General features: G+C 47.3%; 24 protein-coding genes and 1 riboswitch. Of the genes, 16 read left to right on the top strand and 8 right to left on the bottom strand.

Annotated features, from left to right (window positions below; translation table 11 throughout):
* Positions 1–127: 127 nt before the first annotated feature.
* Complete coding sequence (locus tag FO446_RS25245) at positions 128–697, bottom strand: DoxX family protein (protein WP_173611149.1); 570 nt, start codon at positions 695–697, stop codon at positions 128–130.
* Positions 698–1,451: 754 nt separating this feature from the next.
* Between FO446_RS25245 and FO446_RS25240 the strand changes: the two genes are divergently transcribed.
* The 8 genes from FO446_RS25240 to FO446_RS25205 all read left to right on the top strand — a co-directional run bounded on the left by FO446_RS25240 (position 1,452) and on the right by FO446_RS25205 (position 10,164).
* Positions 1,452–2,774, top strand: a complete 1,323-nt coding sequence (locus tag FO446_RS25240) for a glycoside hydrolase family 68 protein (protein ID WP_173611150.1) — start codon at positions 1,452–1,454, stop codon at positions 2,772–2,774.
* A gap of 33 nt (positions 2,775–2,807) precedes the next feature.
* Positions 2,808–4,148 (top strand): glycoside hydrolase family 68 protein, encoded by a 1,341-nt coding sequence (locus tag FO446_RS25235; protein WP_173611151.1) that lies wholly within the window; start codon positions 2,808–2,810, stop codon positions 4,146–4,148.
* An 80-nt stretch (positions 4,149–4,228) separates the two neighbouring features.
* Entirely contained in the window at positions 4,229–5,530 is a 1,302-nt protein-coding gene (locus FO446_RS25230; RefSeq protein WP_173611152.1) for a glycoside hydrolase family 68 protein, read from the top strand.
* Between the two features lie 169 nt (positions 5,531–5,699).
* Positions 5,700–7,079 (top strand): sucrose-specific PTS transporter subunit IIBC, encoded by a 1,380-nt coding sequence (locus FO446_RS25225; protein WP_173611213.1) that lies wholly within the window; start codon positions 5,700–5,702, stop codon positions 7,077–7,079.
* A gap of 171 nt (positions 7,080–7,250) precedes the next feature.
* Positions 7,251–8,093 carry a PRD domain-containing protein gene (locus FO446_RS25220; protein ID WP_173611153.1) on the top strand — a complete coding sequence of 281 codons (843 nt, stop codon included), beginning with the start codon at positions 7,251–7,253 and terminating at the stop codon, positions 8,091–8,093.
* A gap of 653 nt (positions 8,094–8,746) precedes the next feature.
* A complete protein-coding gene (locus tag FO446_RS25215; RefSeq protein ID WP_173611009.1) occupies positions 8,747–8,893 on the top strand; it encodes a hypothetical protein in 147 nt (48 codons plus the stop codon).
* Between the two features lie 101 nt (positions 8,894–8,994).
* Complete coding sequence (locus FO446_RS25210) at positions 8,995–9,567, top strand: histidine phosphatase family protein (protein WP_173611154.1); 573 nt, start codon at positions 8,995–8,997, stop codon at positions 9,565–9,567.
* Between the two features lie 30 nt (positions 9,568–9,597).
* Entirely contained in the window at positions 9,598–10,164 is a 567-nt protein-coding gene (locus tag FO446_RS25205) for an SMI1/KNR4 family protein (RefSeq protein ID WP_173611155.1), read from the top strand.
* Between the two features lie 65 nt (positions 10,165–10,229).
* Here the strand turns inward: FO446_RS25205 and FO446_RS25200 are convergent, their stop codons facing one another.
* Positions 10,230–11,096: an RNA polymerase sigma-70 factor gene (locus tag FO446_RS25200; RefSeq protein ID WP_173611214.1), complete on the bottom strand. Its 867-nt coding sequence runs from the start codon at positions 11,094–11,096 to the stop codon at positions 10,230–10,232.
* Positions 11,097–11,142: 46 nt separating this feature from the next.
* Complete coding sequence (locus tag FO446_RS25195) at positions 11,143–12,315, bottom strand: NAD(P)/FAD-dependent oxidoreductase (protein ID WP_173611156.1); 1,173 nt, start codon at positions 12,313–12,315, stop codon at positions 11,143–11,145.
* Positions 12,316–12,458: 143 nt separating this feature from the next.
* On the opposite strand from FO446_RS25195, the gene FO446_RS25190 reads away from it, so the two are divergent.
* From FO446_RS25190 to FO446_RS25180, 3 genes are all read left to right on the top strand, one after another.
* Positions 12,459–13,199, top strand: a complete 741-nt coding sequence (locus FO446_RS25190) for a GNAT family N-acetyltransferase (protein ID WP_173611157.1) — start codon at positions 12,459–12,461, stop codon at positions 13,197–13,199.
* 111 nt (positions 13,200–13,310) lie between these two features.
* A complete protein-coding gene (locus FO446_RS25185) occupies positions 13,311–13,877 on the top strand; it encodes a sigma-70 family RNA polymerase sigma factor (protein WP_370646716.1) in 567 nt (188 codons plus the stop codon).
* A complete protein-coding gene (locus tag FO446_RS25180) occupies positions 13,874–15,253 on the top strand; it encodes a hypothetical protein (RefSeq protein WP_173611159.1) in 1,380 nt (459 codons plus the stop codon). Before FO446_RS25185 ends, FO446_RS25180 begins: the two co-directional genes overlap by 4 nt.
* 84 nt (positions 15,254–15,337) lie before the next feature.
* Here FO446_RS25180 and FO446_RS25175 read toward each other — a convergent pair whose 3' ends face one another.
* From FO446_RS25175 to FO446_RS25160, 4 genes are all read right to left on the bottom strand, one after another.
* Entirely contained in the window at positions 15,338–16,744 is a 1,407-nt protein-coding gene (locus tag FO446_RS25175; protein ID WP_173611160.1) for a ferrous iron transporter B, read from the bottom strand.
* Positions 16,722–17,453, bottom strand: a complete 732-nt coding sequence (locus FO446_RS25170) for a FeoB small GTPase domain-containing protein (RefSeq protein ID WP_237899419.1) — start codon at positions 17,451–17,453, stop codon at positions 16,722–16,724. The genes FO446_RS25175 and FO446_RS25170 overlap by 23 nt, the downstream gene beginning before the upstream one ends.
* Entirely contained in the window at positions 17,450–17,704 is a 255-nt protein-coding gene (locus FO446_RS25165; protein WP_173611162.1) for a FeoA family protein, read from the bottom strand. The genes FO446_RS25170 and FO446_RS25165 overlap by 4 nt, the downstream gene beginning before the upstream one ends.
* 223 nt (positions 17,705–17,927) lie before the next feature.
* Positions 17,928–18,803 carry a dimethylarginine dimethylaminohydrolase family protein gene (locus tag FO446_RS25160; RefSeq protein WP_237899418.1) on the bottom strand — a complete coding sequence of 292 codons (876 nt, stop codon included), beginning with the start codon at positions 18,801–18,803 and terminating at the stop codon, positions 17,928–17,930.
* Between the two features lie 187 nt (positions 18,804–18,990).
* On the opposite strand from FO446_RS25160, the gene FO446_RS25155 reads away from it, so the two are divergent.
* From FO446_RS25155 to FO446_RS25140, 4 genes are all read left to right on the top strand, one after another.
* The gene (locus tag FO446_RS25155; protein ID WP_221868310.1) at positions 18,991–19,734 is read left to right on the top strand and encodes an IclR family transcriptional regulator; all 744 of its coding nucleotides are present in this window, start codon (positions 18,991–18,993) and stop codon (positions 19,732–19,734) included.
* A gap of 99 nt (positions 19,735–19,833) precedes the next feature.
* Entirely contained in the window at positions 19,834–21,363 is a 1,530-nt protein-coding gene (locus FO446_RS25150; RefSeq protein WP_237899415.1) for a hypothetical protein, read from the top strand.
* A 21-nt stretch (positions 21,364–21,384) separates the two neighbouring features.
* Positions 21,385–21,930 carry an RNA polymerase sigma factor gene (locus tag FO446_RS25145; RefSeq protein WP_069851796.1) on the top strand — a complete coding sequence of 182 codons (546 nt, stop codon included), beginning with the start codon at positions 21,385–21,387 and terminating at the stop codon, positions 21,928–21,930.
* A complete protein-coding gene (locus FO446_RS25140) occupies positions 21,914–23,623 on the top strand; it encodes a hypothetical protein (RefSeq protein ID WP_173611166.1) in 1,710 nt (569 codons plus the stop codon). The genes FO446_RS25145 and FO446_RS25140 overlap by 17 nt, the downstream gene beginning before the upstream one ends.
* A gap of 158 nt (positions 23,624–23,781) precedes the next feature.
* On the opposite strand, the gene FO446_RS25135 is transcribed toward FO446_RS25140, so the two are convergent.
* Positions 23,782–25,035, bottom strand: coding sequence for an ATP-binding protein (locus FO446_RS25135; RefSeq protein WP_173611167.1), 1,254 nt, complete (start codon positions 25,033–25,035; stop codon positions 23,782–23,784).
* Between the two features lie 201 nt (positions 25,036–25,236).
* Positions 25,237–25,356, top strand: a riboswitch (SAM riboswitch).
* A gap of 383 nt (positions 25,357–25,739) precedes the next feature.
* Between FO446_RS25135 and FO446_RS25130 the strand changes: the two genes are divergently transcribed.
* A complete protein-coding gene (locus FO446_RS25130; protein ID WP_173611168.1) occupies positions 25,740–26,762 on the top strand; it encodes a sugar ABC transporter substrate-binding protein in 1,023 nt (340 codons plus the stop codon).
* The last annotated feature ends 88 nt before the right edge of the window (positions 26,763–26,850 follow it).

The raw sequence follows: 26,850 nt of genomic DNA, 5'->3' as shown, positions 1-26,850 counted from the left end.
TGGAAATCACGGGTACATGTTGGAATAAATTCATACAATTTGTCCGTTACTTTATTAATTATCTAGCTGAAGGGACAACAAAAGCCACCCGAAATAGGTGGCTTTGTCATTCGAGAGGAAAAACATATTACTTGTTCATCGGCAAAACACCATCGCGCGTTTTTCTCGTCCAAGGTGTTCCGAGATAAGAAAGCGCCCAGCGGTCAAGACCATACCAGCCCGCAACCTTCCAAGCCAGAACGAGCCAAGTAGCAAAAACAAAAAGAAGTGGGTTGGTGCTGACCGTTCCTGCGAACAGAAAGCTGACGTTCATCAAGCCGCCGAAAAACGCTGCGATCCCTGTCAGGCAGCCGAGAATCAAGCCGAGTCCGACGAGTACCTCACCATAAGCAACGAGGAAGCCGAACACCTTGGCATTTGGCAATACCATATTTTCCAGGAACCAGGCGTACCACCCGGTTACGTCCTTTCCTTCGGCTGCTTTTGCCAAGGAGCCTTTTACGAACCCTTGAATCGCTCCGCCAGCCGCATCTCCCGTCCAGCTATCTGACTGGACTTTTTTCCATCCAGCAGTAATCCATGAATAGCCGACATACAATCTGATAATCAACCAGATCGCAGCGGATTTTGTGCTGGTGAACAGAAAGTGTGAAACAGGATTTTCAGGAATAATAATTTCGTTTTGACGGTTTTGCATGTGGGTGTCCTCCTACATACGTTTTGCACATCTTTGTTCGAGCCGATTTTAACATAACAAATGGCGGTACAGTGCGGTTTTGGGCATAAGTTCATACGGTGTTCATTGACACTATAAGCACGGTGTTAATGGTAAATCCTAGTGTATATATTGCCAAAGTACAGTAAACTCATGAAAGGATTGACAAGTTAAGATGTGGTAAATTATGAACGAGTGGTGATGTTACTGTTGGTTATTGTTATTTCTCTGTTTTTACTCTTTATTAATCATCATGTTTATTAGCTCCGTTATCGTACATTTGGATCGTCTGCTGGAGGCGAGAATGCAGGAGAGAGGTCACGCTGAACCGTTAAGAATTAAGGAAGAGATGTAGATCAAGAGTAATAGCAAAAGAAAAAATATCCGATCCAAGCGGACGATTAACTAAGGTTCCAATTAGAAAGGTGCTATTTACAGTCCGGGAATATTCTCCTTTGTTTCGATCTGTAGGAAAGGGTATTTTTGACTATTGAAATCGTAATTCGCAGACAATAGAATGAGGATGCGAACAAAATACCGCAGGATTGTTACTGCTAAGCAGGCAAGACCTGAGACGTGAGATGGGTGAAGTATGGCTATCGCTATACAGTCCCTTACGCGTTTTGGGTCTTTTTTGTGTCCTGTCAATGGAGAAGAGCAGAGTTTTCAATCTCTCAATATTCCCATAATAGGTAACTTTGCTGCAATTCATGATGTAAAGGGAGGATTTAAGAAAATGAGAAAATCCAGCAAACCTAAGTTTAGGAATCTAGCTTTATCCACAGCGATAGCTGCCAATTTGCTTGCAGCCATCCCAGCATTAGCCGCCGATGTCAGTGATGATCACACTTCGATTTGGTCGCGCCAGCAAGCGGAAAAAGTTGCTCTCACGAAAGAGACAACCGCTCCACCGGTCGATTTGGATTTCAAGCTCGTCGCACCGGACCAATGGGTTTGGGACACATGGCCCCTGCAGAACAGAGACGGTTCCCTTGCAACTGTCAAAGGTTACAGAGTCGCTTTCGCCTTGGTCGCTCCGCGCTCTCTGGGTTGGGGTGAACGTCATACGCAAGCAAGCATCGGAATGTTCTACTCGAAAAACGGCAAAGACTGGACATACGCCGGCATTCCCTATAACAAAGACAAAGCGTTAGGTCATATGCAATGGGCCGGAACAGCCATGCTGGATGAGAAAGGCAAAGTCCACCTCTTCTATACGGCAACCGGGGATAAAAACAATTGGGACGAATCCAGATGGGCTCAAACGGCTGAGCAGCGCATCGCCAAAACTACGTTCGATATCGGCGCCGACAAAGATGGCGTGCATCTCACGAACGAAGGTGAACACAAGATCATTCTTGAAGCAGACGGCAAGTACTACGAAACGATTGATCAGTTCAAAGGCAATATCATCACGGCGTTCCGTGATCCGTTCTTCTTCCAAGACCCGAACACCGGCAAAGAGTACATTATTTTCGAAGGCCAGGCCGGCGGTGGCTATTCTTTGAAGCCGGAAAACATCGGTGACGAAGAATACCGTAAAACCCATTCGGTTCCGGCAGGCGCGGAATTGTACAACGGAAATATCGGCATCGCGGAAGTACTTGACCACGACATCACCAAATTGAAACTGCTGCCTCCGCTGCTCGAATCAGTTGGGGCCAACCATCAGATGGAACGTCCGCACGTCGTGGTGAATGGCGATGATTATTACCTATTCACGATCAGCCATACCTTCACCTACGCACCTGGCTTGACCGGCCCAGACGGCGTATACGGTTTTGTCGGGAAGGGTCTGCGAAGTGATTACAAACCGATGAACGGCAGCGGCTTGGTTATCGGGAATCCAGCGGAAAACGGTTACCAAGCGTATTCCTGGATGGTGCTTCCGAACCAACAGGTGATCAGCTTCATTAACGAACCAAAAGATGAGAACGGGGAAGTGAAATTCGGCGGTACCTTCTCTTCAACGTTGAAGGTAAACCTGGAAGGCGACAAATCGGTCATTACCAAAGAGGGAAAACAAGGTGAAATCAAACCGTTCGGCCCGAATCGCTAAGCACGCATAGCCATAAAGGAAAGGGGCGGTAACATGATCCGCAAAAACAAGAAAGCATTGACCGCGCTGGCTTTGGCAACAAGCGTTGTCGCTTCCGGCCTCACTGCGCTCTCGGCGTATGCCGAGGGCGGTGAGCAAACGGTCAACTGGACCCGCGAGCAGGCATCGAAAATCGAGCTGAATCAAGACAATACCTTGCCGTACACTGACATCAGCAAACTGGAGAAATTGGCGCCGGGCTATCACATGTGGGATACGTGGGCACTGACAGACCGTGACGGGAATGTAGCCTCGATCAAAGGCTGGAAAGTGATATTCGCGCTTACCGCACCGAGTGATGTGCTGCCGGGCAAAGTGCACGACATTGCCACGATCCGTTACTTTTATTCGAAAAACGGAAAAGATTGGACGCTGGGTGGCGAGCTGTTCCCGAGCGGATCCGCGCTCGGTTCCCGCCAGTGGGCTGGATCGGCTATGATGGATAACGGCAAAATCCATGCGTTCTACACCGCAACCGGACACAAAGGCGAAGAGCGTTTGACCTATGAACAACGTTTGGCCATGGCTACCGGCGATATCGTCGCGGACAACAGCGGAGTCCGATTCGAAAATTGGGGCAATCACCACATCATTTTGGAGCCGGACGGAAAATACTATCAGACCAAAGAACAAGCGCAGCAGGGTGAAGGCGGGGGGTACGCTTTCCGCGATCCGATGTGGTTCAAAGACCCGCAGACGAAAAAAGAATACCTGCTGTTTGAAGGGAATTCTGGAGGCTCTGCTGCCGACCGCAAGTTGAAACCGGAATATGTCGGCAGTCCTGAATTTGCCGGGCAGCAAAACGTGCCTTCAGGTGCCGTACACGCTAACGGCAACATCGGCATCGCTGAGGTGGAGGGCGGCGATTTTTCCAAAATCAAAATGCTTCCTCCGCTCGTAGAAGCCAACTACGTAAATGAAGAACTGGAGCGCCCGCATATTGTGGTGAAGGATAAAAAGTATTATCTGTTTACCGACAGCCACATCAATAAATATGCGGATGGACTCACCGGACCGGACGGACTGTACGGATTCGTTTCAGACAAGCTGATCGGCGGATATAAGCCGCTGAACGGAAGCGGTTTGGTCTTGGCCAATCCGGCTGATAATCCATACCAAGCATATTCCTGGTTGGTGCTTCCGAACTTGAACGTGGTCGGTTTCGCCCATTTTGGCGATCTGGGCAACATGTCCATCGGCGATGTCGGCAATCAGACTCCGGAATTCCAATTCAGCCACTTTGGCGGAACATTGGCTCCGACGGTGAAGCTGTCGATCAAAGACGATCGCACAAAATTGGAACAAGAGTACGAGCCAGGTTGGATCAAGCAATAAATTAGAATGGTCAACCGAAAGTTGTCGGTTGACCTTCTATTCTTTTCTAAAAACAAGTGACGGTAGGAGGCTGCATACACATGTTTTGGAACACAAAAAATGCCGGGAAAATGCTTTCAGCAGCAGTTATCGGTTTTTCGGCTATTCTAGCCCCGGTTATCAGTTCAAGCGTCTTCGCCCAAGAAACCGCAGCTACATTCGATTGGACGCGCGAAGATGTCAGCAAAATAAAGATGAATGAAGAGAATACAGCACCTGTCATCAACAAGGAGGAGCTTGAGGAACTTTCAGAGGACTTTCTGGTATGGGATACATGGCCGCTGCAAGACCGAAATGGCCATCCAGCAGTTGTCAATGGCTATAAGGTTATTTTTGCTCTGACGGTGCCAAGTGACGTGATTCCTGGCAAACGCCACGATACGGCGGAAATCCGCTATTTCTACGCAAAGGACGGAAAGAGCTGGCAGTTGGGCGGACGTTTGTTTGATGACGGAAAAGCATTGGGTTCAAGGCAATGGGCAGGCTCTGCCATGATTGACAAAGATGGAAAAGTCCATATCTTTTATACAGCGACCGGACGTAAAAATGAAAAAAAACTTACATACGAACAGCGTTTGGCTACGGCTACCGCTGATATCATAACAACCAATGCCTCTGTGGCGTTTAAAAATTGGTCTGAACACAAAATTATCCTGGAACCGGATGGTGAATACTATCAAACAGAAAGTCAGTCCAACCAAGGTGAATCTTCTTACGCCTTCCGTGATCCTTACTTCTTCCAAGACCCAAAGAACGGACAAGAATATATTTTATTTGAGGCCAACTCCGCAGGAACCTTGTCAGAGCGGGCTTGTCAGCCTGACAGTTCAAAACCTTATAATGCGAGTATCGGCATCGCCAAAGCGTCTTCTGACAGTCTGACGGAATTTGAGGCTCTTCCCCCTTTACTGGAAGCCAACTGTGTAAATGACGAGCTGGAGCGTCCAAGCATTATTGTAAAAGGCAATCAATACTATCTTTTTGCAAAAACCCACCATGAAAAGTTCGCGCCAGGTCTCGATGCGCCGGAAGGATTATACGGTTTTGTGTCCGGGTCCTTATTTGGCGGGTATAAACCCCTGAATGGAAGCGGACTAGTGATTTCCAATCCAAAAGACAATCCGTATCAAGCATACTCTTGGATGGTCATGCCAAACGGTACGGTTATTAGCTTTGTCAACTATGTCCATGTAGAGGGAAAAGACATCCAGCAAATTGGCGAACAAACACCAGACTATCAAAAGGAGCATTTCGGTGGAATGCTGGCACCATCTCTAAAAATCTCCATGGCGGATGACAAGACTAGGATTCTTCATGAGAAAAAGCAAGGCGTGTTCCGTTAAAAAACAAGAGAGGTTGGCAATAGAAAGTTTTTGGCGTTCAGTAGTTGCTGAGCGTCTTTATTCTTGTGGACATCCATTCATGATTCTTTCGTTTTCATGGAATGATAAGCGGGACGTAGTCGATTCCCTTATTTATACAAAAGAGGAGGAACAGACGATGGCAAAGCTGATGCAATCAAAAGAGTTTGTTCAAGAGTTGTTGCCTCTGGTAGGGGGTGAGGAAAATATTGCTGACGCTACCCACTGTGCTTCTCGATTACGCTTGCTTCTTCGAAATGAAGAAAAGGCGGATATATCAGCCATCGAAAAAATGGATGGCGTAGAAGGGGTATTTTCCAGGCGCGGACAATTCCAAATTATCTTTGGGACCGGCAGAGTAAACAGAGTGTACAAGGCACTTGTCGAGGCGATCGAGATCGCACAGACAAATCCATCCAAAGAGCGGATGGAGAAGGCGCCAAAGATGAATCCATTCACTCATTTTGTAAAGACACTATCCAACATCTTTTTACCGATTATTCCCGCTATCGTAGTGAGCGGTTTGCTCATGGGGCTTCTTGGTATGGTGAAGGCTTTTGGTTGGATCACGATGGATAGCGCATGGATGAAGATGCTCACCATGTTTTCCAGCTCATCGTTCATTATTCTTCCGATATTAATTGGCTTTAGCGCAGCCAAGGAATTTGGCAGCAATCCCATTTTAGGTGCAGTGATTGGGGGAATATTAACCCACCCGTCATTATTAAACCCTGCAGAGCTGGGGAACAGCACCCCGGAATATATGGATTTGTTTGGGCTTGAAATCGCGTTGATCGGGTATCAGGGTACGGTGATTCCTATCTTGTTGTCGGTATACGTAATGAGCAGGTTTGAAAAACTCCTGCGAAAATTCATACCCCAGTCATTAGATTTATTGCTCATCCCCTTTATCACCATTACGTTTACTGGGATTGTCTCCCTCGTAGCGATTGGCCCTTTGGGCATGATGATCGGGGAGATGATTTCTGGTAGCTTGGAATATGTCTACCAGTATGCTGGACTGGTGGCAGGGTTCCTGTTTGGCGGATTTTATGCGCTATTCGTCGTTACTGGTTTGCATCATAGTTTGCACGCCATTGAGGTAGGGTTGCTAGCCGATCCGAAGGTTGGTGTCAATTTTTTGCTGCCGATCTGGTCCATGGCTAACGTGGCCCAAGGTGGAGCTGCTTTAGCCGTTTTTTTCAAATCGAAAAATGACAAACTGAAGAAGATTGCGATACCTGCTGCTCTTTCGTCCTTTTTTGGCATTATTGAACCCGTGATGTTTGGCATCAATTTGAGGTTAGTCACCCCTTTTATAGGAGCGGCCATTGGAGGGGGGGTGGGCGGGGCATATGTCGTAGGTGCTCACGTGGTTGCCAACGCATATGGCTTAACCGGAATCCCCATGCTTGCGCTCGTGACTCCATTAGGAATATCAAACGCAGTCCATTATCTTATTGGTCTAGCTATTGCGGTTACTACCGCTTTCACCTCGACATGGATACTTAGATTTACCGAAGAGGAATAAATCATTCTGATGACCCGGGAGAAGGTTTTCCTGGTCCAAATTGGATGCGTTATATGGGTGATGGTTACGGTAAAATGAAAGGTAATGGAGCTCCTCGCAGATGTAATTTTTCTCATCATGGTTCACCTAGTAAATGGGGAAGGTGACGGGAGGATAGACAGGAGGGATACCATGAAAATTAAAAAAATCTTAAATAACAACGCGGTCGTTGTCCAGGATCAGGGAGAAGAAAAGATCGTTATGGGCTTAGGGATCGCTTTCCAGAAAAAAAAGAATGATCTGGTAGACATTTCAAAGATAGAAAAAGTATTTGTCATGAATGAATGGCAAGAGTACGGAAAGTTCGAAGAGATATTAATAACACTTCCTGAAGAACATATCCAAGTGGCTGAGGAAATTATCTCCCATACGGAAAAAGAACTAGGGATAACCTTGCATGACCATATTCATATCGCTTTGACCGACCACTTGTCCTTCGCCCTAGAAAGATTAATGAAGGGAATGGTCATTAAAAATACCTTGCTGAACGAAATCAAAATTTTGTATGCAAAAGAATTTCAGATCGGTTGCTGGGCGAAAGCATTGATAAAAGAAAAGCTAGGGATAGAAATTCCCGAAGATGAGGTCGGTTATATTGCATTGCATATCCACACTGCCAGGATAAACGCGGGAGATATGGCAAAAACAATGGATATGACCACTATGATACGGGATATGATCGATCTGATCGAAAGCAGTTTGAAAATCAAGATTGAGGAGAAAACGGTTTCCTATGAGCGATTAGTCACACATTTGCGCTTTGCAGTACAACGGGCGGAGTTTGGCGAATCGTTTCATGATATAGAACCGGAAATGTCCCAGATCATAAAAGAACAGTACGAGGAATCTTATTTATGCGCACAAAAAGTAGGTGAATTTGCGCAAAAAGAATATGATTTTGAGTTCCCCGAGATGGAATTGGTCTACATCACGATGCAGATTCAAAGGATTTATAGTAGAGTGTTGAGTGGTTAACCCATACGAATGCGACTCGCTTGCCCTAAGGAAGCGAGTTTTTTTCAAGTACCCATGAACATTATCCATGCAAGGAGGAGACCAGAAAGAGGTCCCGGGAAATTCTAAATATAGTGGAGCCCGAATTGTTTGATAAGCTCGACAAACATGATGAGAAGATCACAGTAAGAAACAGCACAGGGAAAAAGACTGCGCACGACTACACATCCGTTAACAATAAAAGAAAGGCTTCATCTCAGAAGGGATTGTCTTTTTCTACACCAACGCGTAATTATTCTCTTCCGGAAGGTAGCATTTGTATTTCATATCCGAGATGGTCACCGATTCATGCTTATCCCCTTTAGTCACATCGATTGTTTCGTCATGATTGTCAATCCACAAGTTCTCCAATTTTTCGAACAAACCCGGTGTGTCTTTCTCAACAACAAGGAAAAATGTTCACCGCCAAGCCCGTTGTTGTCCCTGGAAATTTTTTTGTACCGGAATACCCAAACTAGATCCTGATTCTGCTTGTGCTCCTGAGCACTCTTTAATTGATATCCTTCGGGAACCTGCAGCAGTTGCAACGCTGCTTGTAACGCTTTGCTGTAATCCTGCTATTTCACTTTTGGAACCAATAAACGGAAATTGCGATCACTGACTCGAAGGAATCGATGGAAAAAATCAACCTGTTGGCAGAGGCGATCACTGAGCAATCCCGCATTATTGCGGATAACAACCAACAGGTCGCGGCTATTTCCGAGCGAAATGTCGGCTTGACGGAGACGATGGAAGAGATCGTGCATCGGTTCAAAATCTAAGAGTGCCCCCTTTCTGGTCAAAACGGAAAGGGGTTTTTGTTGTAATATATTTGCAGGAAGGATGATGGGCGGAAAATAAAAAATTTCCACGGAGGGTATGTATGAAAACCTTTATTTACATGGTCAGGCACGGAGAATCACCAAAAAACGAAGGGGACGAAAGAACACGAGGACTGACTGAGAAAGGAAAGTCAGATGCCCGTATCATTACGCAATTGTTGAAAGATGAGGCGATAGATACGTTCATTTCAAGTCCGTATAAAAGAGCAATGGCAACCATAGAAGAATTAGCCCAATCCGTAGGGAAAGAGATCGTGGTTTTTGAAGAGCTGAGAGAACTCGTTTTTATCGGAAACAATCAGACCATGGCCGATAACGAGTTGTATCCATTAGTAAAGAAGATGTTTACTGAGCCAGACTTTTCTTTACCTGGAGGAGAGTCCATCACAATTTGCCGGAATCGTGTGGTAAGAACGTTCCGAAACATTTTAGAGCAATACAGAGAGCAGAAAGTTGTAATCGGAACACATGGTGCTGTTATGACATTAATGATGGGATACTTTGACAGTCAGTACGACTTGGATTTTTTATGGACGACGTCCAAGCCTGATATTTACAAGATGGAGTTTCAGGATGAAGTACTCGTGGAAACGAAGCGATTATGGAAGAACTGACTTCCTATTAGGAAAAAGGAGGCTTACCATATGGAAATAAGAGAGTATATCAAGAATGGTTTTGAAGCTTACTACGCTCGATATAACCAAGTGACAGAAGAAGGTTTTTGCAGATGGATGCGGCCAGACGTCCCTGATGTCATGAAGGTAGCTGATGTCGATGAAGAATGGTCCAGATGGAAGCTGGTTCCTTCTAGCGTAAGTCAGGAGGATGTGGCTGCACTCGAAGGAGAATTTGGGTTGACATTTCCGGAGTGGTATAAAGCCTTCATTTCTACTTATCATCATTTTTTCGACGTCATTCCTGAACAAGGGATTGATGAACCATTCGATCGTATTCAGGATATGTACAATCCATTGCTTTGCAAGTTAGGCTACCTTCCTTTTTCATGGGATACAGAGTACGGAAAAATACGATGTATCGATTTGCAAGAAAGTCTGGATGAAGAGAAGTGTGGAATCTATGAAATTGACCATGAAATTTTGTTTGAAATGGATGAAGAAAATACGGATCGGAGCAAGCTGAAAGAGTCACTAGTCTTTTTGTACCCGAATTTCAAAACTTATTTTGACCACACTTTTTTGGAACGTTCATGACGCGAAATCAAACCCTCTTTCACGAAAATAGGAAAGAGGGTTTTGTGTTCTACGCTAAGAGCCGACTACGGCTCTATGAATCGTAACTTATCAGGATTTCTGACAAAGTAGAGGTTACGAATAACTCCGTGTTCAATATGCAAAAACACCACGGTGTCGATTCTGCCGTCCAGTCTGATTACAAATCCGGTCTGATCGTTTAAAGGTGCGAACTCTACAGCGAAATCTGGACGCTTCGATAAGCCCCGCATCAAGCCGAGTAAGAAGGATGCCACGCGTTTGCCAGATAAGATCGGATGCAGGGCTGCGGTGACCTTGCCGCCGCCGTCGGAGAGCAATACCGCATCTGTGGCAAGCAGAGTGAGCAATCTCTCGACATTTCCGTGCTCCAGCGCAGACAGAAAACGGCTGATCCATTCTTCGCCGAGCTCTTTGTCTGCGGTGAGATGAGATTCCTCTGGGTCAATCCCCATTTTCTTTTTAGCCCGACTCACGATCTTGCGGCAATTCGCTTCAGTTTTTCCAATCAGCTCAGCAATCTCGTCGTATTGGAAGTCAAAGGCTTCTCGCAAGACGAACACTGCTCGTTCCGGGGGAGACAGTCGCTCTAACAGGACGAGCATGGCGTAAGATAGCAAGTCTTTGGTAATGACAGAATCATAGCTGTCTGCATCAGGGGTAGAGATAGGCTCTGGCAGCCATGGCCCAGTATACAGCTCCCGTTTTTTGCGGGCTGATTTTAACAAATCGAGGCAGCGGTTTGTGGTCATTTTGCACAGGTAAGCCTTCGGTTCAAGCATCTGTTCCAGCGAGACATCATGGGCCTTCACGAATACGTCCTGCACGATATCCTCCGCATCTGTGGCCGAGCCAAGCATCTGATAGGCGAGGCGGAACATGAGCCCCTTATATTGTTTGTACAGAGCCTCCATGGTCTGTGTCACTTCCTCTTGTGTCTTCGTACTTCCCTCTTTTTTCCTATTTTATCATGCTGGCAATATTCCAGGTGAACTGGCGAAGCTTCCACGCCAATTTCCCTGTCAAAATGATATCCAGTCCCCATTTTCTCGTCCAAACCATTCCGCGTTCAGGGCCGAGTCCGACGCAGTACATGTCCATGTAGCTTTTGTGTGTGGGGGCAGGGGTTCCATCCAAGTCGGCCAGCACAATTTTGCCCAAACGTATTGCCTGACCGGAGGCTTCCTTACATGTCATCGTGTCTGCTTGCCCGCTGGTTGGATCTACGATGCGTGCACAATCGCCAATACTGTACACCCCAGGCGTTCCCGCTACACGATAGGATTCATCGACGACCACCTGTCCGTGCGTGGTCAGTGGCAGGCCCATGCTGCGCAAAGCTGGATTAGGCTGGAGTCCGAGCGACCAGACGCACAGCCCGACAGCAAGCGTGTGACCACTGTCTAGCGTCAGCACCCCGTCCCGCTCATGAAGGGCCTTTTGACCATGCAGAATGGTAACGCCGCCATCCGTGAGTGCACTCTCCAGCTTACGCCCCATTTTGGCAGGACCTTCCGTAAACAAACGACTTTGTGCGTTGACGAGATAGACCTTGACTTCATCAGGATGAATGCCCAAGTTCTTCGCTTCCTCGCGCATGGCAAAAGCCAGCTCCGCAGCGGTCTCCATCCCGCTGATGCCAGCTCCCGCAACGGCGAGCGTCAACAATCGCTCACGTTCGGATGGCTGCTTCACTTGGACAGCTTGACGCATATTGGCAAGCCACTTATCCCGAGCTGCCTCGGCCGCCTCTACGCCCGTCAAAGCGATGCCGCCTTGTTCTGGCTCCGGTTGGCGAATGACGCTTCCTACTGCCAAGATGAGCATGTCGTAGGGTAACGCCTGTTCTTGGCTGTTTTTGTTCCGGAATAAGAGGGTTTTCTCCTTCCCTTTTATCGACGTGACTGCACCTTGCACAAATTCGACGCCCTCTGGAAACAGGTTTTTTAGCGGAATGGAAATATCCGTTTTGGCAGCAGCTGGTTTGAACAACAGGACTTTTCGAAGGTGATGAGGTTCTTTATCGATTAAGATGAAGCGGATCGGGTGTCCTTTGCATGTATCCCGAACGGCTTTTAGTGCGTGGATACCTGCGTACCCGCCTCCGACAATCACACATGTTTGCTCTTTCATACCAATCAGCTCCTCGCTTGGTTTGACCATATAACGAGAGAGGGGGTGATTGTGTGACACATCCCAAGAGGAAAATGTCGAAGAAAATCGAATAGGGAATAGATGGGAAGCTAGACATCTGCGTTTGTAGGAGGATTCCAAGCATGTCATACAACATCTACACTTTCGCGCAAAGATCAGATCTAAACGATCAAGCTGATGCACTAATTGAAGCAAGCTGGTCTGCCTTCATGCTGAATGACGAAGTGGCTAATGAATATTACAGTCATCTGTATGACTGGTTCTCTCCTTATCAATTTATGCTGACAGACGAGGCTGACAAAGTGATGGCTGTAGGAAATGCGATTCCATTTTATTGGGATGGCACTGCGGAAGGGCTGCCAAAAGGCTGGGATGATGTCTTTCTGCAAGGGATTGAAGACTACCGCCAAGAAATACAGCCTAACGCGTTATCGGCCCTCTCCATCTCCATCGATCCCCGCTATCGCGGACTCGGTCTGAGCAAGCAGATGGTTACGGCGATGAAGGATATCGCCAAGGAAAATAGCTTGGTGCACTTGGTGGCACCTGTACGTCCATCGCTCAAGCACAAGTACCCGCTCACGCCCATGGACAAGTATGTTCAGTGGAAAACAACCGATGACGCTCCGTTTGATCCGTGGGTGCGCACGCATTGGAAACTGGGAGCGACGATCATGCAGGTAGCGCCGGAATCCATGCTGATCAGAGGAAGTCTGACGGATTGGGAAAGCTGGACTGGGATGAAATTTCCCGAGTCTGGATCGTACATCATTCCTGACGCATTAGTTCCGGTGCAGGTCGACGTGGAAAAGGACGAAGTGGTATATATCGAGCCGAATATTTGGATGCAGCATTTTTTGTAGAGCGATAGCGAAGTAGCCGTTGTGGAAGCCACAGCGGTTTCTTTTTGTATTTTCTGTCACCTTTTTGCTGTGAGATGGATCATACCTAATAGCAAGCATTTAACGGATGAGGTGAACGGGTTGAACGAAGCAGAAACAATGCCAGCGAGTCTGGAGGTTACACGGGAAGCCAGACTGAAATGGCTGATGCAGCAATACGGGGAGAAGATTTTTCATCTGGTGAGTCTCACCGTAAAGAATCATGCCTTGGCGGACGATATTACCCAAAACGTGTTTATCCAAGCATATCGACATCTCGATCAGTTTCGCGGGGACGGAGAGATCAAGCATTGGCTCTACAAGATCGCGATGAATGAGAGCAAAAAGCATTTTCGGTCGTGGTCGTTCCGCAACATTTTTCCGACGATGGATGATCATTTGGGCGACCTGATGGATCGGCAGGCAAACAATCAGGTAGAGGAAGAGATTTTGAACCGGGTGAAGCGGGAAGAGATCGTCACATACATTCAATCCCTCGCACCGAAATACAGACAGGTTATCCTCCTGCATTATTACGAAGACCTGTCGATTGCGGAAGTGGCGGATATTCTCTCGGTTTCGCAGGAGGTCGTCCGTACACGGTTGCATCGAGCCAGGAAGCAATTGAAGGAAACCATGTCGAAGGAGGTAAAAGGATGAGCGACGATCGCATGTGGAGGGAATGGAGTCAATCAGCAAAGCAATCCGTTCGTGAAAAATATCCGTTTCATTTGGAAAAATTCGAGCAGGAAGTACTCACAAAAATTCAGCGTGAGAAGCGTCGCCGTCGTTGGCAGGTAACCTCCTGGGCAGCAGGAGTGGCAGTTGCTGCGACGTTGTTCTTCCAGATTGCACAGCCCTTTGATAGAAGCTTGTGGGGACTGACGGGGGCAGAGGAAGGTCAGGAAGCTTTTGAATGGATCACACCCGATGAAGGTTTCATGCATGCTTTGAAAAATGGCTATCCGATTTTGTCTGAGGTGAAATTGGAAAAGGACGGTTTTGTTTATCAAATCAGGGATGCTATGGTCGATCATAGACGGATTACGTTTACGCTGTTAATCTCCGGTGAAAAAATGGAGGAGATCGCGCGAATTCCGGACGAATCGACAAGAAGCGATATGCTTTATGGGAGTCTTCGTGTAGAGTTGGGGAAGCTGTCAGAAAGAGGTCATGGATCAAGGGATTTTCAAATGATCGATGGTGTGCATTATCTCATAATCAAGTCGGATTATCGAATTGACGAAAAAGAAATGCAGGCGCTGATGGGTCAGAGCAAGCCTGTCCTGCCAGTGCAAATCGTTGATATGCGAAAATCAGGAGATGATGTAGTGGTCGCTGAGCTGTTGCTGCCCCTGCCACAGTCTGTCACTGCAGCCGAAAAAGTAATCCAACCGGATTCAGATGTAAATGCGGTGCTTAAAACAGATGGTTTGGTGACGAGCTTACAAGTGAACCGAATGATAGCTTCGCCTACTGTGACAGAGATAGAGCTTGAGGCTAAGTTTGAGGATGGGTTTGTTCTACATCGATTAGAAAATATGAAATTGGTGGATAGAAGCGGGAAAGAGTATCAGGCGATAGACGACAAGGTGAATAAAAACGTGGAGCATGTGCAGGGGACAGATACCTATAGGGCGCAATTTATTCCGTCGCTGTTCTATGGGGCTCTCCCGGAAAAACTGGAGCTGCGATTTGATGAAGTGACGATGAAGCGATCCCTAAAGGATAACTTCGTGCTTGATATGAATGCCAAATATCCGCAAACGATTCCGTTTGGAAAAAAGAAACAGCTGGACATTGAAAAGGTAAATTACGACAAAGGCAAGCTGTCCATTGTCGTTCCAAACAAGGGACCAGAAGAAATTAACTTACGTGTAGAGGGTCAGGCTTACAAGGATATGATTGTGGCAGAGAATTTGGAAACTGTTTCCATTGTTTTCAGGGTACCGAAACAGGATACGTATACGGTAGAGATGGGCGGGCTAGAGTTTGAGAGAGTCAGATTGGATGGCGTGATACCTATTACAAAATAAAGTACGATTCCACTGGGAAAGTCACGAAAAAGCCTTTGCACGAACCAGGAGGTCTGGTTTTGTGCAAAGGCTTTTTGCTGTTTTTTACACCCAACCGAGTGCCCTTGCCACCTGGGCAGTCAAGAACGTTACTCCGATAGCAATGGCGAGCGGAATGAGTGCGGATAGTACTGTCCATTTCACACTTTTCGTTTCCTTGTAAATATTGAACAAGGTTGTGCCGCAAGGGTAATGAAGCAGAGAGAACAGCATCATGTTGAGTGCAGTCAACCAAGTCCACCCGTGCTGCAAGAAGACATCCTTGATATTGTCGATCCCTTCCACATCAACCATGGCACCGGAGGACATGTACCCCATCAGAAGGATCGGCAGCACGATTTCATTCGCAGGCAAACCGAGAATGAAAGCCATGAGAATATAGCCATCGAGCCCAATGATTTGCGCAAACGGATCAAAAAAGGCAGCCATATGGGCGAGGATACTGTCTCCACCGACATAGATATTACCCAATACCCAAGTGATGATACCGGCAGGGGCGGCCACAATGACAGCTCTTTTCAGCACGCTCCACGATTTATCCTTGCTTGCGATCAGGATCGTTTTCCATATCTGCGGACGGCGATAGGGGGGCAGCTCCAATGTATAGTGTGTCGGTACTCCGCGCAGAGCTGTTTTGGATAGTGTCCAGGAAACCGTAAGAGTGATAGCGATTCCAAAAATAACCATACCCATTACAATGAGAGCAGTAGTCAAAGATTGCCATCCACTTGTCGCGCTGGTCGCCATAAATAGCGAAGACAATAAAATCAATGTGGGCCAGCGACCATTGCACGGAACGAAATTGTTGGTCAGAATCGCCAGCATTCGCTCCCGAGGAGATTCGATGATTCGGGTTGATAGGATGGCAGCTGCGTTACAGCCAAACCCCATCGACATGGTCAATGCTTGTTTTCCGTGTCCGCCGGCATTTTTAAACAGACGATCCATGTTGAACGCAACACGCGGCAGATATCCGAAGTTTTCGAGCAGGGCAAAGACTGGGAAAAAGATAGCCATCGGAGGCAGCATGACGCTGACAACCCATGAGGTACCGCGAAAGAATCCGAGAACCAGAATGCCGTGCAGCCAATCTGGTGCGTGCACAGCTTGAAAGCCAGCAGTCAGATAACCCTCGACAACGCCGAACATGTCGGCAAGCATTCCAGATGGAACGTTGGCACCTGCGATTGTGATCCAAAATACCGCGCCTAAAATCGCCAGCATGATCGGGTAGCCCCATATTTTGGACGTCACAATTTTATCGAGCTTGTATGCGCTAGACAGCTTTTGCTTGTTTTCGTAGGTCACAGCTTCCTTGCAAATACTGCGACTGGTGCGGTAAATGTCACTTACAATCGTGTCCCGAATCTCACTTCCTTCTGCTGAGGCGCGGGCCACGGAAAGAAGCGCATCCAGTGGATCGGACGGATTAGTGGCAAATGGTTTGGCCATGGGTCAAGCGCTCCTCTCCGAAAGACTCAGCTGGCTCTTGCATTCGCTCCCGCAAGGTATTCAACAAACTCTCATCGCCATCCAGCAGCCTCAGAGCGATCCATCTTGTCGGAAAACGGCTACCCAAGGTTTTCTCAATGAGAGGCTCCAACTGTGCCAGCTTGGTTTCAATTTGTTCACTGTAAGTTATCTGTACAGGATTGGACACGATGGTTCCGTTTGCGACCTTCTCCACCTGATCGAGTAAATTCTCGATCCCGATTTGATTTCTGGCGGAAATGGCGATACAGGGAACGCCTAATCTTTGCGAGATTTTTTCCAGATCAATACGAATGCCAAGCCTTTTCGCTTCATCGATCAAATTGACGCATACGACAACGTGCGGAGTCATTTCCAACACCTGCAAGGCCAAATTGAGATTCCGTTCCAATGAAGTGGCATCCAGGACCACGATGGTGACGTCAGGCTGCTCGAAGATAATGTAATCTCTCGCCACTTCTTCATCCGCCGAGTTGGAATACAAGGAGTACGTACCTGGCAAATCGATGATCCGAAAAGTCGTATTTCCCCGAGAGAATTCTCCCTCAGCCATTACGACTGTCTTTCCTGCCCAGTTTCCTGTATGTTGGCGCAGTCCCGTCAATGTGTTGAATAATGTACTCTTACCGGTATTCGGATTTCCTGCCAACGCAATTGTGTATGAACTCATTTTTCGTCACTTCCTACGTACTCGCCGAATATGAGGGAGCTTTCTTCTTTGCGCAGGGCGATGATCGTGTTATTTACCCGAAAGGCAATGGGATCGCCTAGCGGACTTTTTTGCATGACTTCCACGATGTTGCCGGGGACGAATCCGAGATCCAGCAATCGCCTGCGCAGTATACCCTGAACGTCAATACGATCCAGACAGATGTGGCTTCCAATCAAGGCATTAGACAAAGGAATGCTGATAGATGGCATGATGTTCACTCTCCTTTTTCGTTAAGGACAAACTGTTGGCTTAGGGCAAAAATGAAGGTAAAAAAAAGTACGCGTAGTCGATATCTTCATGATTTTAGTTTAAGGTAAGATTCTTTCCTAGGCAACAAAGTTTTTGCTTAAGGAAACTTTTTGGTCTTAGAAAACTGCACCGCCAATCGTTAATGGTATCTAACAATGGAGGTACAGTTCAGCTTGTTAACAGCTATATTCGTTCCACCGGGCTTGTCAGGCAAGTAGGTCCACCTGTTCCCTTATAAGAAATCTCCTCGCCCTCATACTCGTACACAGTCGCTCCTGCGTCGAGAAGGCGTTGCCTGGTAATCGGGTTGCCTGCCACGACCATGCACACACGCGGCGCAAGGGCGAGAACATTGCTGCCGAGATTATCGTACTCATGATCGGGTACCTCGATTAGCTGAATGCCTCTATCAATGAGCAGTTGACGGAAAAATACAGGCATCAGCTTGGAGTAGACCACTGCCAAATCATGATCGACCATGCTGATAATCGACATCAGATGGAAACATTCCGCAGGGCCGCGATCATACGGAAGCTGTACCACGATGATTTCGTCCGTGAAATCCTTGACCATTTCCGTAATTTGAGCGATAGCCGCTTTGTTCGTCCGGAAGCCAAGGCCAATCGCGAGTGTTTTTTCATCCAGCCAGACGAGATCGCCGCCGTCTGACAAGGCATCGCCTGTGAGCTGTCCCAGGATCGGAATATTGTTTTCCTCTAAAAAAGCTTTGTATACTTCTGCTTCTCCCTGACGGAGCTCTTTACCAGATTTGAGGATGATTGCCCCTTTGGAAGTAAATTTCACCGGATCATGGGCGTAAATGGAATCCAGTCCGGTTTTATCGGATTGTGGCAAGTGCAGGACATTTTCCACATGCTCGCGCAAAATCGATTCGAATTTGGCGTATTCATGCAGAGCGCGGTCCCAGTCAGGGCGGTCTGTATAGTTGAAGGTTTTCCACGATTGATCGAGATGTTCTTGACTGATAAATGCTTGATGGGGATGCTTGATGATGACTGTTTTCATCTTTTTGACCATGGATTGGCTGCCTTGGAACATAGTTGCCTCCCTTTTTCCACATTGCAGAATATTATTCATATTTCGAAATGTTCATTATTAGTTTACACATTCTGATTTCTGACTGTCAATCTGTGATTCCTTGGAGTTTTTTTGCGATTCACAAAATTAGAGCAAATGGTTTAACATAGTTTCATATGAGAAGATAGATAAAAAAGGGGGGATGACCGTGATTCAATCGTTTGATCGAGCGATGGCGATTGCAACGGCACTTTCGTCGGATGAACATAGAAAATGGTGGACGATCAATGATTTAGCGAAGGAATGTCAGCTCCCGGTTAGCACCATTTATCGACTGTTGTACACGTTGATGAAGCATGGACTGGTAGAGCAGGATGCTGCGACCAAGCAATATACGTTGGGGATAAAATGGATGGAGTTCGGCTTGCGCGTGCTTGATCGGATCGATTATCGGAAGGTGATCAAGCCGATGATCGAGGAGCTCGCCAGAGAAGTGAACGAAAGTGTTTATTTCAGTCAGCCTAGCGGACTCGAATCCATTGTCGTTGATCGCGTAGACAGTCAGCACAATATCCGCATCTACGACCAGTTGGGCTTGCGGATTCCGATGCATATCGGTGCGGCCAATAAAGTCGTGCTGGCCCACATGCCTGTGGAGGAAGCACGACAAACCGTAGTGCAGCTAGTGGGTGAAGAGCAGGTGCCTGCTTTTATGGAGAAGCTTCAGGAGATCAGGGCAGCTGGACATGCGGTCAGCTTTGCGGAGCGGACGGAAAATACGGCATCCGTCGCAGCACCGGTGATTGATTACACACAAAAGGTAATCGGGGCATTAAGCATTGGAATTGTTACGTATGATTTGAAGGAGGAACGACTCCAGTATTTGATTGAACGGGTAAAGGATGTCGCTCTCAAAACCTCGCAACGGCTAGGCGGCCTGTCAAAGGCTTGACTGGCCTTTTTTTATTTTGATTTCCTTGTAACATTTCCCTTTTGCTTCCGACTATTGGGCTAAGAACGTAAAAAAGAGGAAGCCAGGAGGAAATTCAAAATGAAACCATACGCAACCAAAAAGCTGATGATCACAGTAGGAGCTGCTGCTTTGCTCTTCTCAAGCCCATTGTGGATTACGCAACCACAAGTATCTGTACAAGCCGCGGCAGTCAAATCGACACAACCCCAATTGAGCAAAGCAGCCCAAAAAACCGTAGACAGGCTGAACAAACACTACCCGGAATTAAAAAATGCGGAAAAAACCATTTCGCGTAACAATCAGGAGCGAGATGTTTTCCACATCCAATTCCGCATCTTCAGCAACAAGGAGCGGACGGAAGTATCCCTGTATGCGGATGCCAAAATCGATGCAAACAACGGTATGCTGTTATTCTTCTCTGCACACGACATTCCCAAAAAGAAACCGACTGCACGTCCTACGGAAGCGATGGGAAAAGAAAAAGCGCCAAGTATTCTGAAGGATTTCATCGGTGACGCCATCAAGCAATACCAAATAGACGAGGTAACAGTTGATGGTGAGGGTGCAGAGGCCGTGGCAAATGTGCGTTTCGTTCGGGTTGTGAATCAGATTTCGGTAAAAGACGATCTTTACGTAGTAGGGATCAATGGAGTAGGCGAGCTAGACTATATAAACGCAGGAAACACAACAGGATTGCAGATGGACGCAAGTAAATTCGCCGCTCCGTCAGGGGTTAGGAATCCAGACGAATTCGGCAAACAATTAGAAGACATGCTCCACCTTCGCTATGAGCAAAAAGCAAGAGACATAAGCGCTGGCTTCCGCCCAGTCTACAGCCTGAATTTTTCCGGATATCTGGATGCACGATCAGGAGCCGAGGTAGAGTCCGGATGGACCAAGAAAAATAAGTACGGGAAACCAATCCCGATAACGCCTGGCAACCAGCGGGTCTTCGCCAAAACAAATGAGGAGATAGCCACCGCACTCTCCACTTTTATTCCATTGCCTGAAGGAATTGAGTTTAAAATAACCAAAGGTGCGCCAGTTCTCGAAGGGGAAAAGGAGTATGATGCCGTGGTTGGAAACAAAAAGTTCTCAGTGAGGACAGTGAATGATCAGATTGCGTACTTCCATGTAGTTGAAAACCCACCAAAGCAGAAAGTGATTACAGAGGCAGCTGCCGAGGAAAAAGCAGTGGTGTTTCTGCAACCGTTTGTAGACGCAGAGGTAACGGAGCTAGTACCACAAATGGAGCTGGTACCACAAATGAATAACAGAGAAGCAGGCAAGCAAACGTTTCTATTTTCCCCTGTACACCAAGGGATTATGGTTGAGGGACAGGGCTATTCAGTAAAAGTTGACATGCATACGGGAGACATTGTATCCGCCAGTTTACCAATAACTACTGGTAAATTATCCTATGATGATGCCTCAAATGTCGTAGGGCCCGAGCAAGCCGTACAAGCATTGTTGAAAGCTAATCCGCTTACACTGCGCTACGTGTTTCCTTCCCTTAACGGACGGTACCAGGGAACACCTGTCCTTGTTTATGAGCCGAAAGAAAGAAACGGAAAGGTTGACGCGGTTACAGGTCAATTTATCAAGTAGGGAGCAGGGAGAGGAAATCCAGTGCAGGACACAGTCGATTACGAAGCGCGGATTAAAGCGATCTATCGCGAGCATTACCGTGATGTCTATCAATATCTCTACTACTTTACGGGGAAGCGTGAGCATGCGGAGGATTTGACACAGGAAGTGTTTATCCGGGTCTTGGACGCTTTGGCCAGATATGAAGAGCGTTCCAGTGTGAAGACATGGATTTTGCATATTGCCAAGCATGTCGCCATCGATGATTACCGGAAGAGGCGGGTGCAAACGCTTTTTGGCATGGATTTGTTAAAAGGGCTGCCTTCTCTTCTGGGAAGGCCGGAAGCGGAGCTGGCTTCCAAGGAAGAACAGCTGGAAATTGAGCAGGCGATGCAGAAAATGAAGACGCATCATCGGAATGTACTGATTTTGCGTGGCATCAAGGCCTACAGTATTCGGGAAACGGCAGAAATCCTCGGGACAAGCGAAGCCAAGGTCCGCGTAGATTTTCATCGGGCAACAAAAGAACTCAAAAAAGTTTTGCATGTCGATTGGATAGGAGGGTTGGCCAATGAATACTCCAAATGACGAGCAATTCTTCGCGGCTCTTCCTCGGTCAAAGGATGCGGAACCAAGGAGCGAATTCGTCGAAGCGCTGGAAGCAAAGCTGGTGCAACGGGCACGCACCAAAACGAATCGTCCGAAAAGAATCGTCCTCAAGCTGGCAACATGGACAGTTTCCGCTGCGACGGTGGCAGCAGCAGTATGGATGATGGGGGTAACCCCGGAGATATTCAAGCAATCTCGGTTTGAATCACAAGCGCATCTGGTACCCCGCTCCTTCTCATCGACAGAAATAACAGAAAGCGAGCTAAGCCAAGCGGCGATTAGAACGTTGGAAAAGCTGTACGAGAAATATCCTCCTTTTCGGGAAGCGGAAAAGAGGGTCTACGTAACCAAAGCTCCTCGCGAGGTGTACAACATAGATTTTCGCACGTTCAGCAACAAAGATCGAACAGAAGTGTCGCTATATGCCAGAGCGAAATTGGACGCCAAAAGCGGACTCTTGCTCGGGTTCGACCTGGAAAAGATTCCAGGGCAAGAGAAAGTCGAAGGAGTGCCTTCCAAGGAGAGAATAGAGCGACAGGCGAAGGCATTTATGGAACCGTTTCTGGGCAAAAATCTGGAACAGTATCGGATCGAACAAGTAGATGGGCAAGAGGGAGCAGATACCGTTTCGCATGAAGCCGTCCGATTGCAACGCTACGTGAATGACGTGCAGGTAGAGGGAGATAACTATGGGATCGGCATGAGTGATGCCGGGCATATTCGCTATGTCAATTCAGGGGATTCAACGGGAATGAATTTGGACACCGGGCAGTTTCCTTCAATTGCTGAGCGGCCTTCTCCGAAGAAAACGGAGAGCGGACTTGCAGAAGTCATGCAACTGACGTATCAGAGAGGCGGGAAGAAGGACGTGGACTACGTTCTTCGTTATACGGAAAACTTCTCCGGGTATCTCGACGCTCGTACTGGCAAGGAAGTGAAAACGACCTTGTGGCGCGGGGAGTCGTTTCGCGACAGTATTGCCGTCAATCCCGGAGGCAAGAAGACAATGGTTGCATCGGCAAAAGAGGCTGCGGCCGCCATGGAGTTCTTCGGTCAGAAGGTGGAGGGCTTCACATTTACCGGGAGTAATGTGCCCGATTATATGATGGGAGACAACGAACGGGAATACCAGGCCAAAAAAGGAGAGCGATTCATGCAGCTGACTACTGTCAACAATCGGGCAGCAGCGTTCAAGATATCTTATCCGGAGCTGCGAGAAGGTGATCCGACACTTGCCGTCGCAGAATTGCAGGAGCGAGCGATCTTGTTTTTGGAGCCGTATCTGGATTCACGGGTGAAGACTGTTCGGATGCAGGAGCAAATTTATGTGATGGGCAGACAGGTTGAATTGAAATTTGTCCGAGAAGTAAACGGCGTAATGGTGCCGGATCAGTATTATAAGGTCACGATCGACGGGCAGACAGGAGAAATTATCGGGGTGAATTTAACATTCCCGCATGAGCAGGAGACCTTCCCAGATGCGTCCAAGGTGATTTCAGCAGAAGAGGCGGCGCGGGTTTATCTCCAACATAAATCACTCAGTCCCCGTTATCTATTCCCGCTTGAAAACAATAGGATTCAAGAGCAACCGATCTTGGTCTATTCGGCGGAGATACTGAAAAGCAACGGGGATGTGGATGCCATTACGGGAGAATGGCTACCATTCCAATAAAGAGAGACACCAGGGGGAAACTCCTGGTGTTTTGTTTTGCGTAATGTCTTCCCGGAAATTGCATAGTAAAGCGTGAGGGGAAGGGCAACCGACCGTCATTTGCATCATTATCGATCGAATGGAAAAAGGCACAGTCCCTCTGCAAAAGCTGCATGAAGTCACTGTGCCTTATACGGGAGCATAATGGTGAATTTGGTTCCTACTCGCGGTTTGCTTGATACATTGACCGTTCCGCCAATTGCATGGATGACATGATAGGAGTACGTCAATCCAAGACCGGTCCCGGTTGTTTTCGTAGAAAAGTAAATCGTTCCGAGGCGGCTGATCTGTCCTGCATCCATGCCGACACCGTTATCCTTGATGACCAATAGGGCTTTGTTTCGCTCGATGAGCAAGTCCAGGGAGACTTTTCCGTCCGAAATATCTGAGCATGCCTCAATGGCATTTTTGATGAAATTCACCAACACTTGCTTGAACTCATCTGGATTGGCCTTGATCGTCACAGGTCTCTCAAAGTCTTGCAGCGTAAGCTCCACGTTATGCATATTGGCAAAGGGGAGCATCACTTCGCGGATGGCATGCAGATGCTCACTGACATTAATGATTTCATGCCGTTCCTTGAGCGGCTTGGAAATCGCAAGGTACTCGGTCAAAATGGCTTCTGTCCGTTGGATTTCATCGAGACTGATCCGAATGTATTGATCGACTTTTACCAAATTTTCCGGACATTCCTGTATTAATTTCAAGAAGCCTTTGACTGCTGTCAGCGGATTGCGAACCTCATGTGCGAGCGATGCAGCAACATGGCTCATCGTCTGGATTTTTTCGTTTTGCGCGTGGCGGATAAACAGCTCCTTATCCGAAACGCATTTGCTGAAAAGCGACATTAATAACCAGAGGCCGAAAAAGTTTTGAATAGGAATCACTATGGTGTAGTAAACGAGGTGTTGAGTTACATAGGTGGGAAAAAAGTAATAGGTAGTCCCTAAAGCAACCGTAGAAAAAATCGCACTCGTCATAAAAAGATACAGTGTTTTCCGATAACTGGCTTTGTAGTGTCGATACAAAAAGAGTGATATGACAAAATTGACTGTAAGGATCAGCAGGGCAACCCATGTTCCTTCGCCACCGAGGTAGTACCTATAAACCAAGGCTTCAATCAGAAGGAGCAAGGCAATCTCGACTCCGCCATAAACCAGTCCGAAAAGAATGATGACATGTCGGATATCAAAAAACATGCCATTCGTGACACTCGGGGCGAAGGTCATCGCGAGAAACATGCAGGCTGAGCTGGTGATGACAATAAAGGAACGGCTGTAGTTCCTCATTTTGTCACGGTAATAAATGTTGAAAAACACAAACGGGATAATGGCGAAACACCATTGAAGAATGACTTCTTTTAATAGACTCATGTAGCATCCCCATCGCAAATATTTGCTAGGCTTGTATCAATCTACGATAATTCGACAAGACACAACAAAATCCCTCTTGATGTTACAGAAGAAACTGGAATATTTATCAAGAAAATTGTTTCGTAAACCTAGTTGACAGATAGGTAATTGCCAGATTATATTCTGTATATACTTATACAAACGTTTTGAAAATAGAAACAACTCTTATCAAGAGAAGGCTGAGGGAATGGCCCAATGAAGCCCGGCAACCTAGCACGAGAGAATGCGTTCTTTCGAGCCAAGGTGCTAACTCCAACAGGTAGAATACCTGACAGATAAGAGGCGAGAATCTTGTCGATTTTTGTCCTCTTTCTCTGTGAAAGAGGATTTTTTGCGTAGCTGTCGCGGGGAAGAAGCGCATTTCCAGTCTACGCTTCGGCCTCCGCCCCGCTGTGAGTGAAGACTGTCCGCTTCGGAAGAAATAGCGGGAGCGCTTCAAACCTGAAAACGCGAATGCGTTTTTGTATGTAATAAAAGCTGAAATTCCCCGCTATTTCTTCCTACGCTGAGATGGGCTCCAGAGGCGCTTGGACTGGAAATGCGCTTCTTCTACGAAGTTTTTTTCCTTTTTGAAAGTGAAATCAAAAGAAGCTTCGATCGAATGAGGGGAAACAAAATTTTTAATTTTGTTATGTGTTTTAAAAAGAAAAAGGGGGAACATCTCAATGAAAAAGAAACTCGGTCTGATCACATCACTTGTTTTGGCAGCATCTGTTCTTGTGACGGCATGCGGCAGCGGGGCAACAACGGGAACCGGCAGCACAAACGGCGGTGCTTCGGGAGAGAAGGCGAAGAGAATCGCATTGATCATGCGTCAGAACGTAGGAACGTTTTCTGCACAATACATCAATGGCGTGAAGACAGAGGTGGAGAAAAACGGCGGCGAGTTGACCGTTTTCAATGCAGATACCGATCTGGCAAAAATGGCGTCCAATCTCGATGCGGCTGTGAACCAAAAGTTCGACGGCATTCTGATTGATCATGGTACGGCGGAAGCGCTGCAGCAGGGCACGCAAAAGGCCGTTGATAAAAAAATTCCGGTCGTTCTGTTTGATACAGACATCAACATTCCGGGTGTGCCAGTTGTGGCGCAGGATGACAACAAGTTGGCAGAGCTGAGCCTGGAGAAGCTGGCGGCAGATACAAACGGCAAAGGCAATATTGTGAAAATTTGGGTAGCTGGCTTTGCGCCTATGGAAAAGCGCCAAGTGACCTATGAAGCTTTCCAGAAGAAATATCCGGATTTGAAAGAGATTGCGGCATTCGGTTCTGCTACCAACAATACGGCCCTCGATACACAAACGCAGATGGAAGCAATCTTGAAAAAGTATCCGAACAAAGGCGACATCACAGCGGTATGGGCGGCATGGGATGAATTTGCCAAAGGGGCGACACGCGCCATCCAGCAAGCAGGCCGTACGGAAATCAAAGTATACTCCATCGATTTGAGCGATGAGGATCTGCAAATGATCCAGGCGGAAAACTCTCCGTGGGCAGCGACGGCAGCAGTAGACCCATCCAATATCGGACGCATCCATGCCCAAACCGTGTTCCAAAAAATCAAAGGCGAGCAGGTGCCAGACAACGTGAAGCTAACCCCAGTGCTGGTGAAACAAGAGGACCTGCCGAAGGATAAAAAAGTAACGATGGGCGACCTGTCCCAATACGTAAAAGAGTGGGGCAAGTAAGAACCAAATTGGCTTTTCCCGTTGAGCTGTAACCGTCAACGGGATTTTTCCTTATAGAGGTGGGAACACGCAGGTAAACAGGAGGTGT

Source organism: Brevibacillus brevis (assembly GCF_022026395.1).
In the GTDB taxonomy this organism is placed as follows: Bacteria; Bacillota; Bacilli; order Brevibacillales; family Brevibacillaceae; genus Brevibacillus.
The sequence above is the reverse complement of the archived record's forward strand: the minus strand, read 5'-3'. Positions and strand labels throughout refer to the sequence as shown.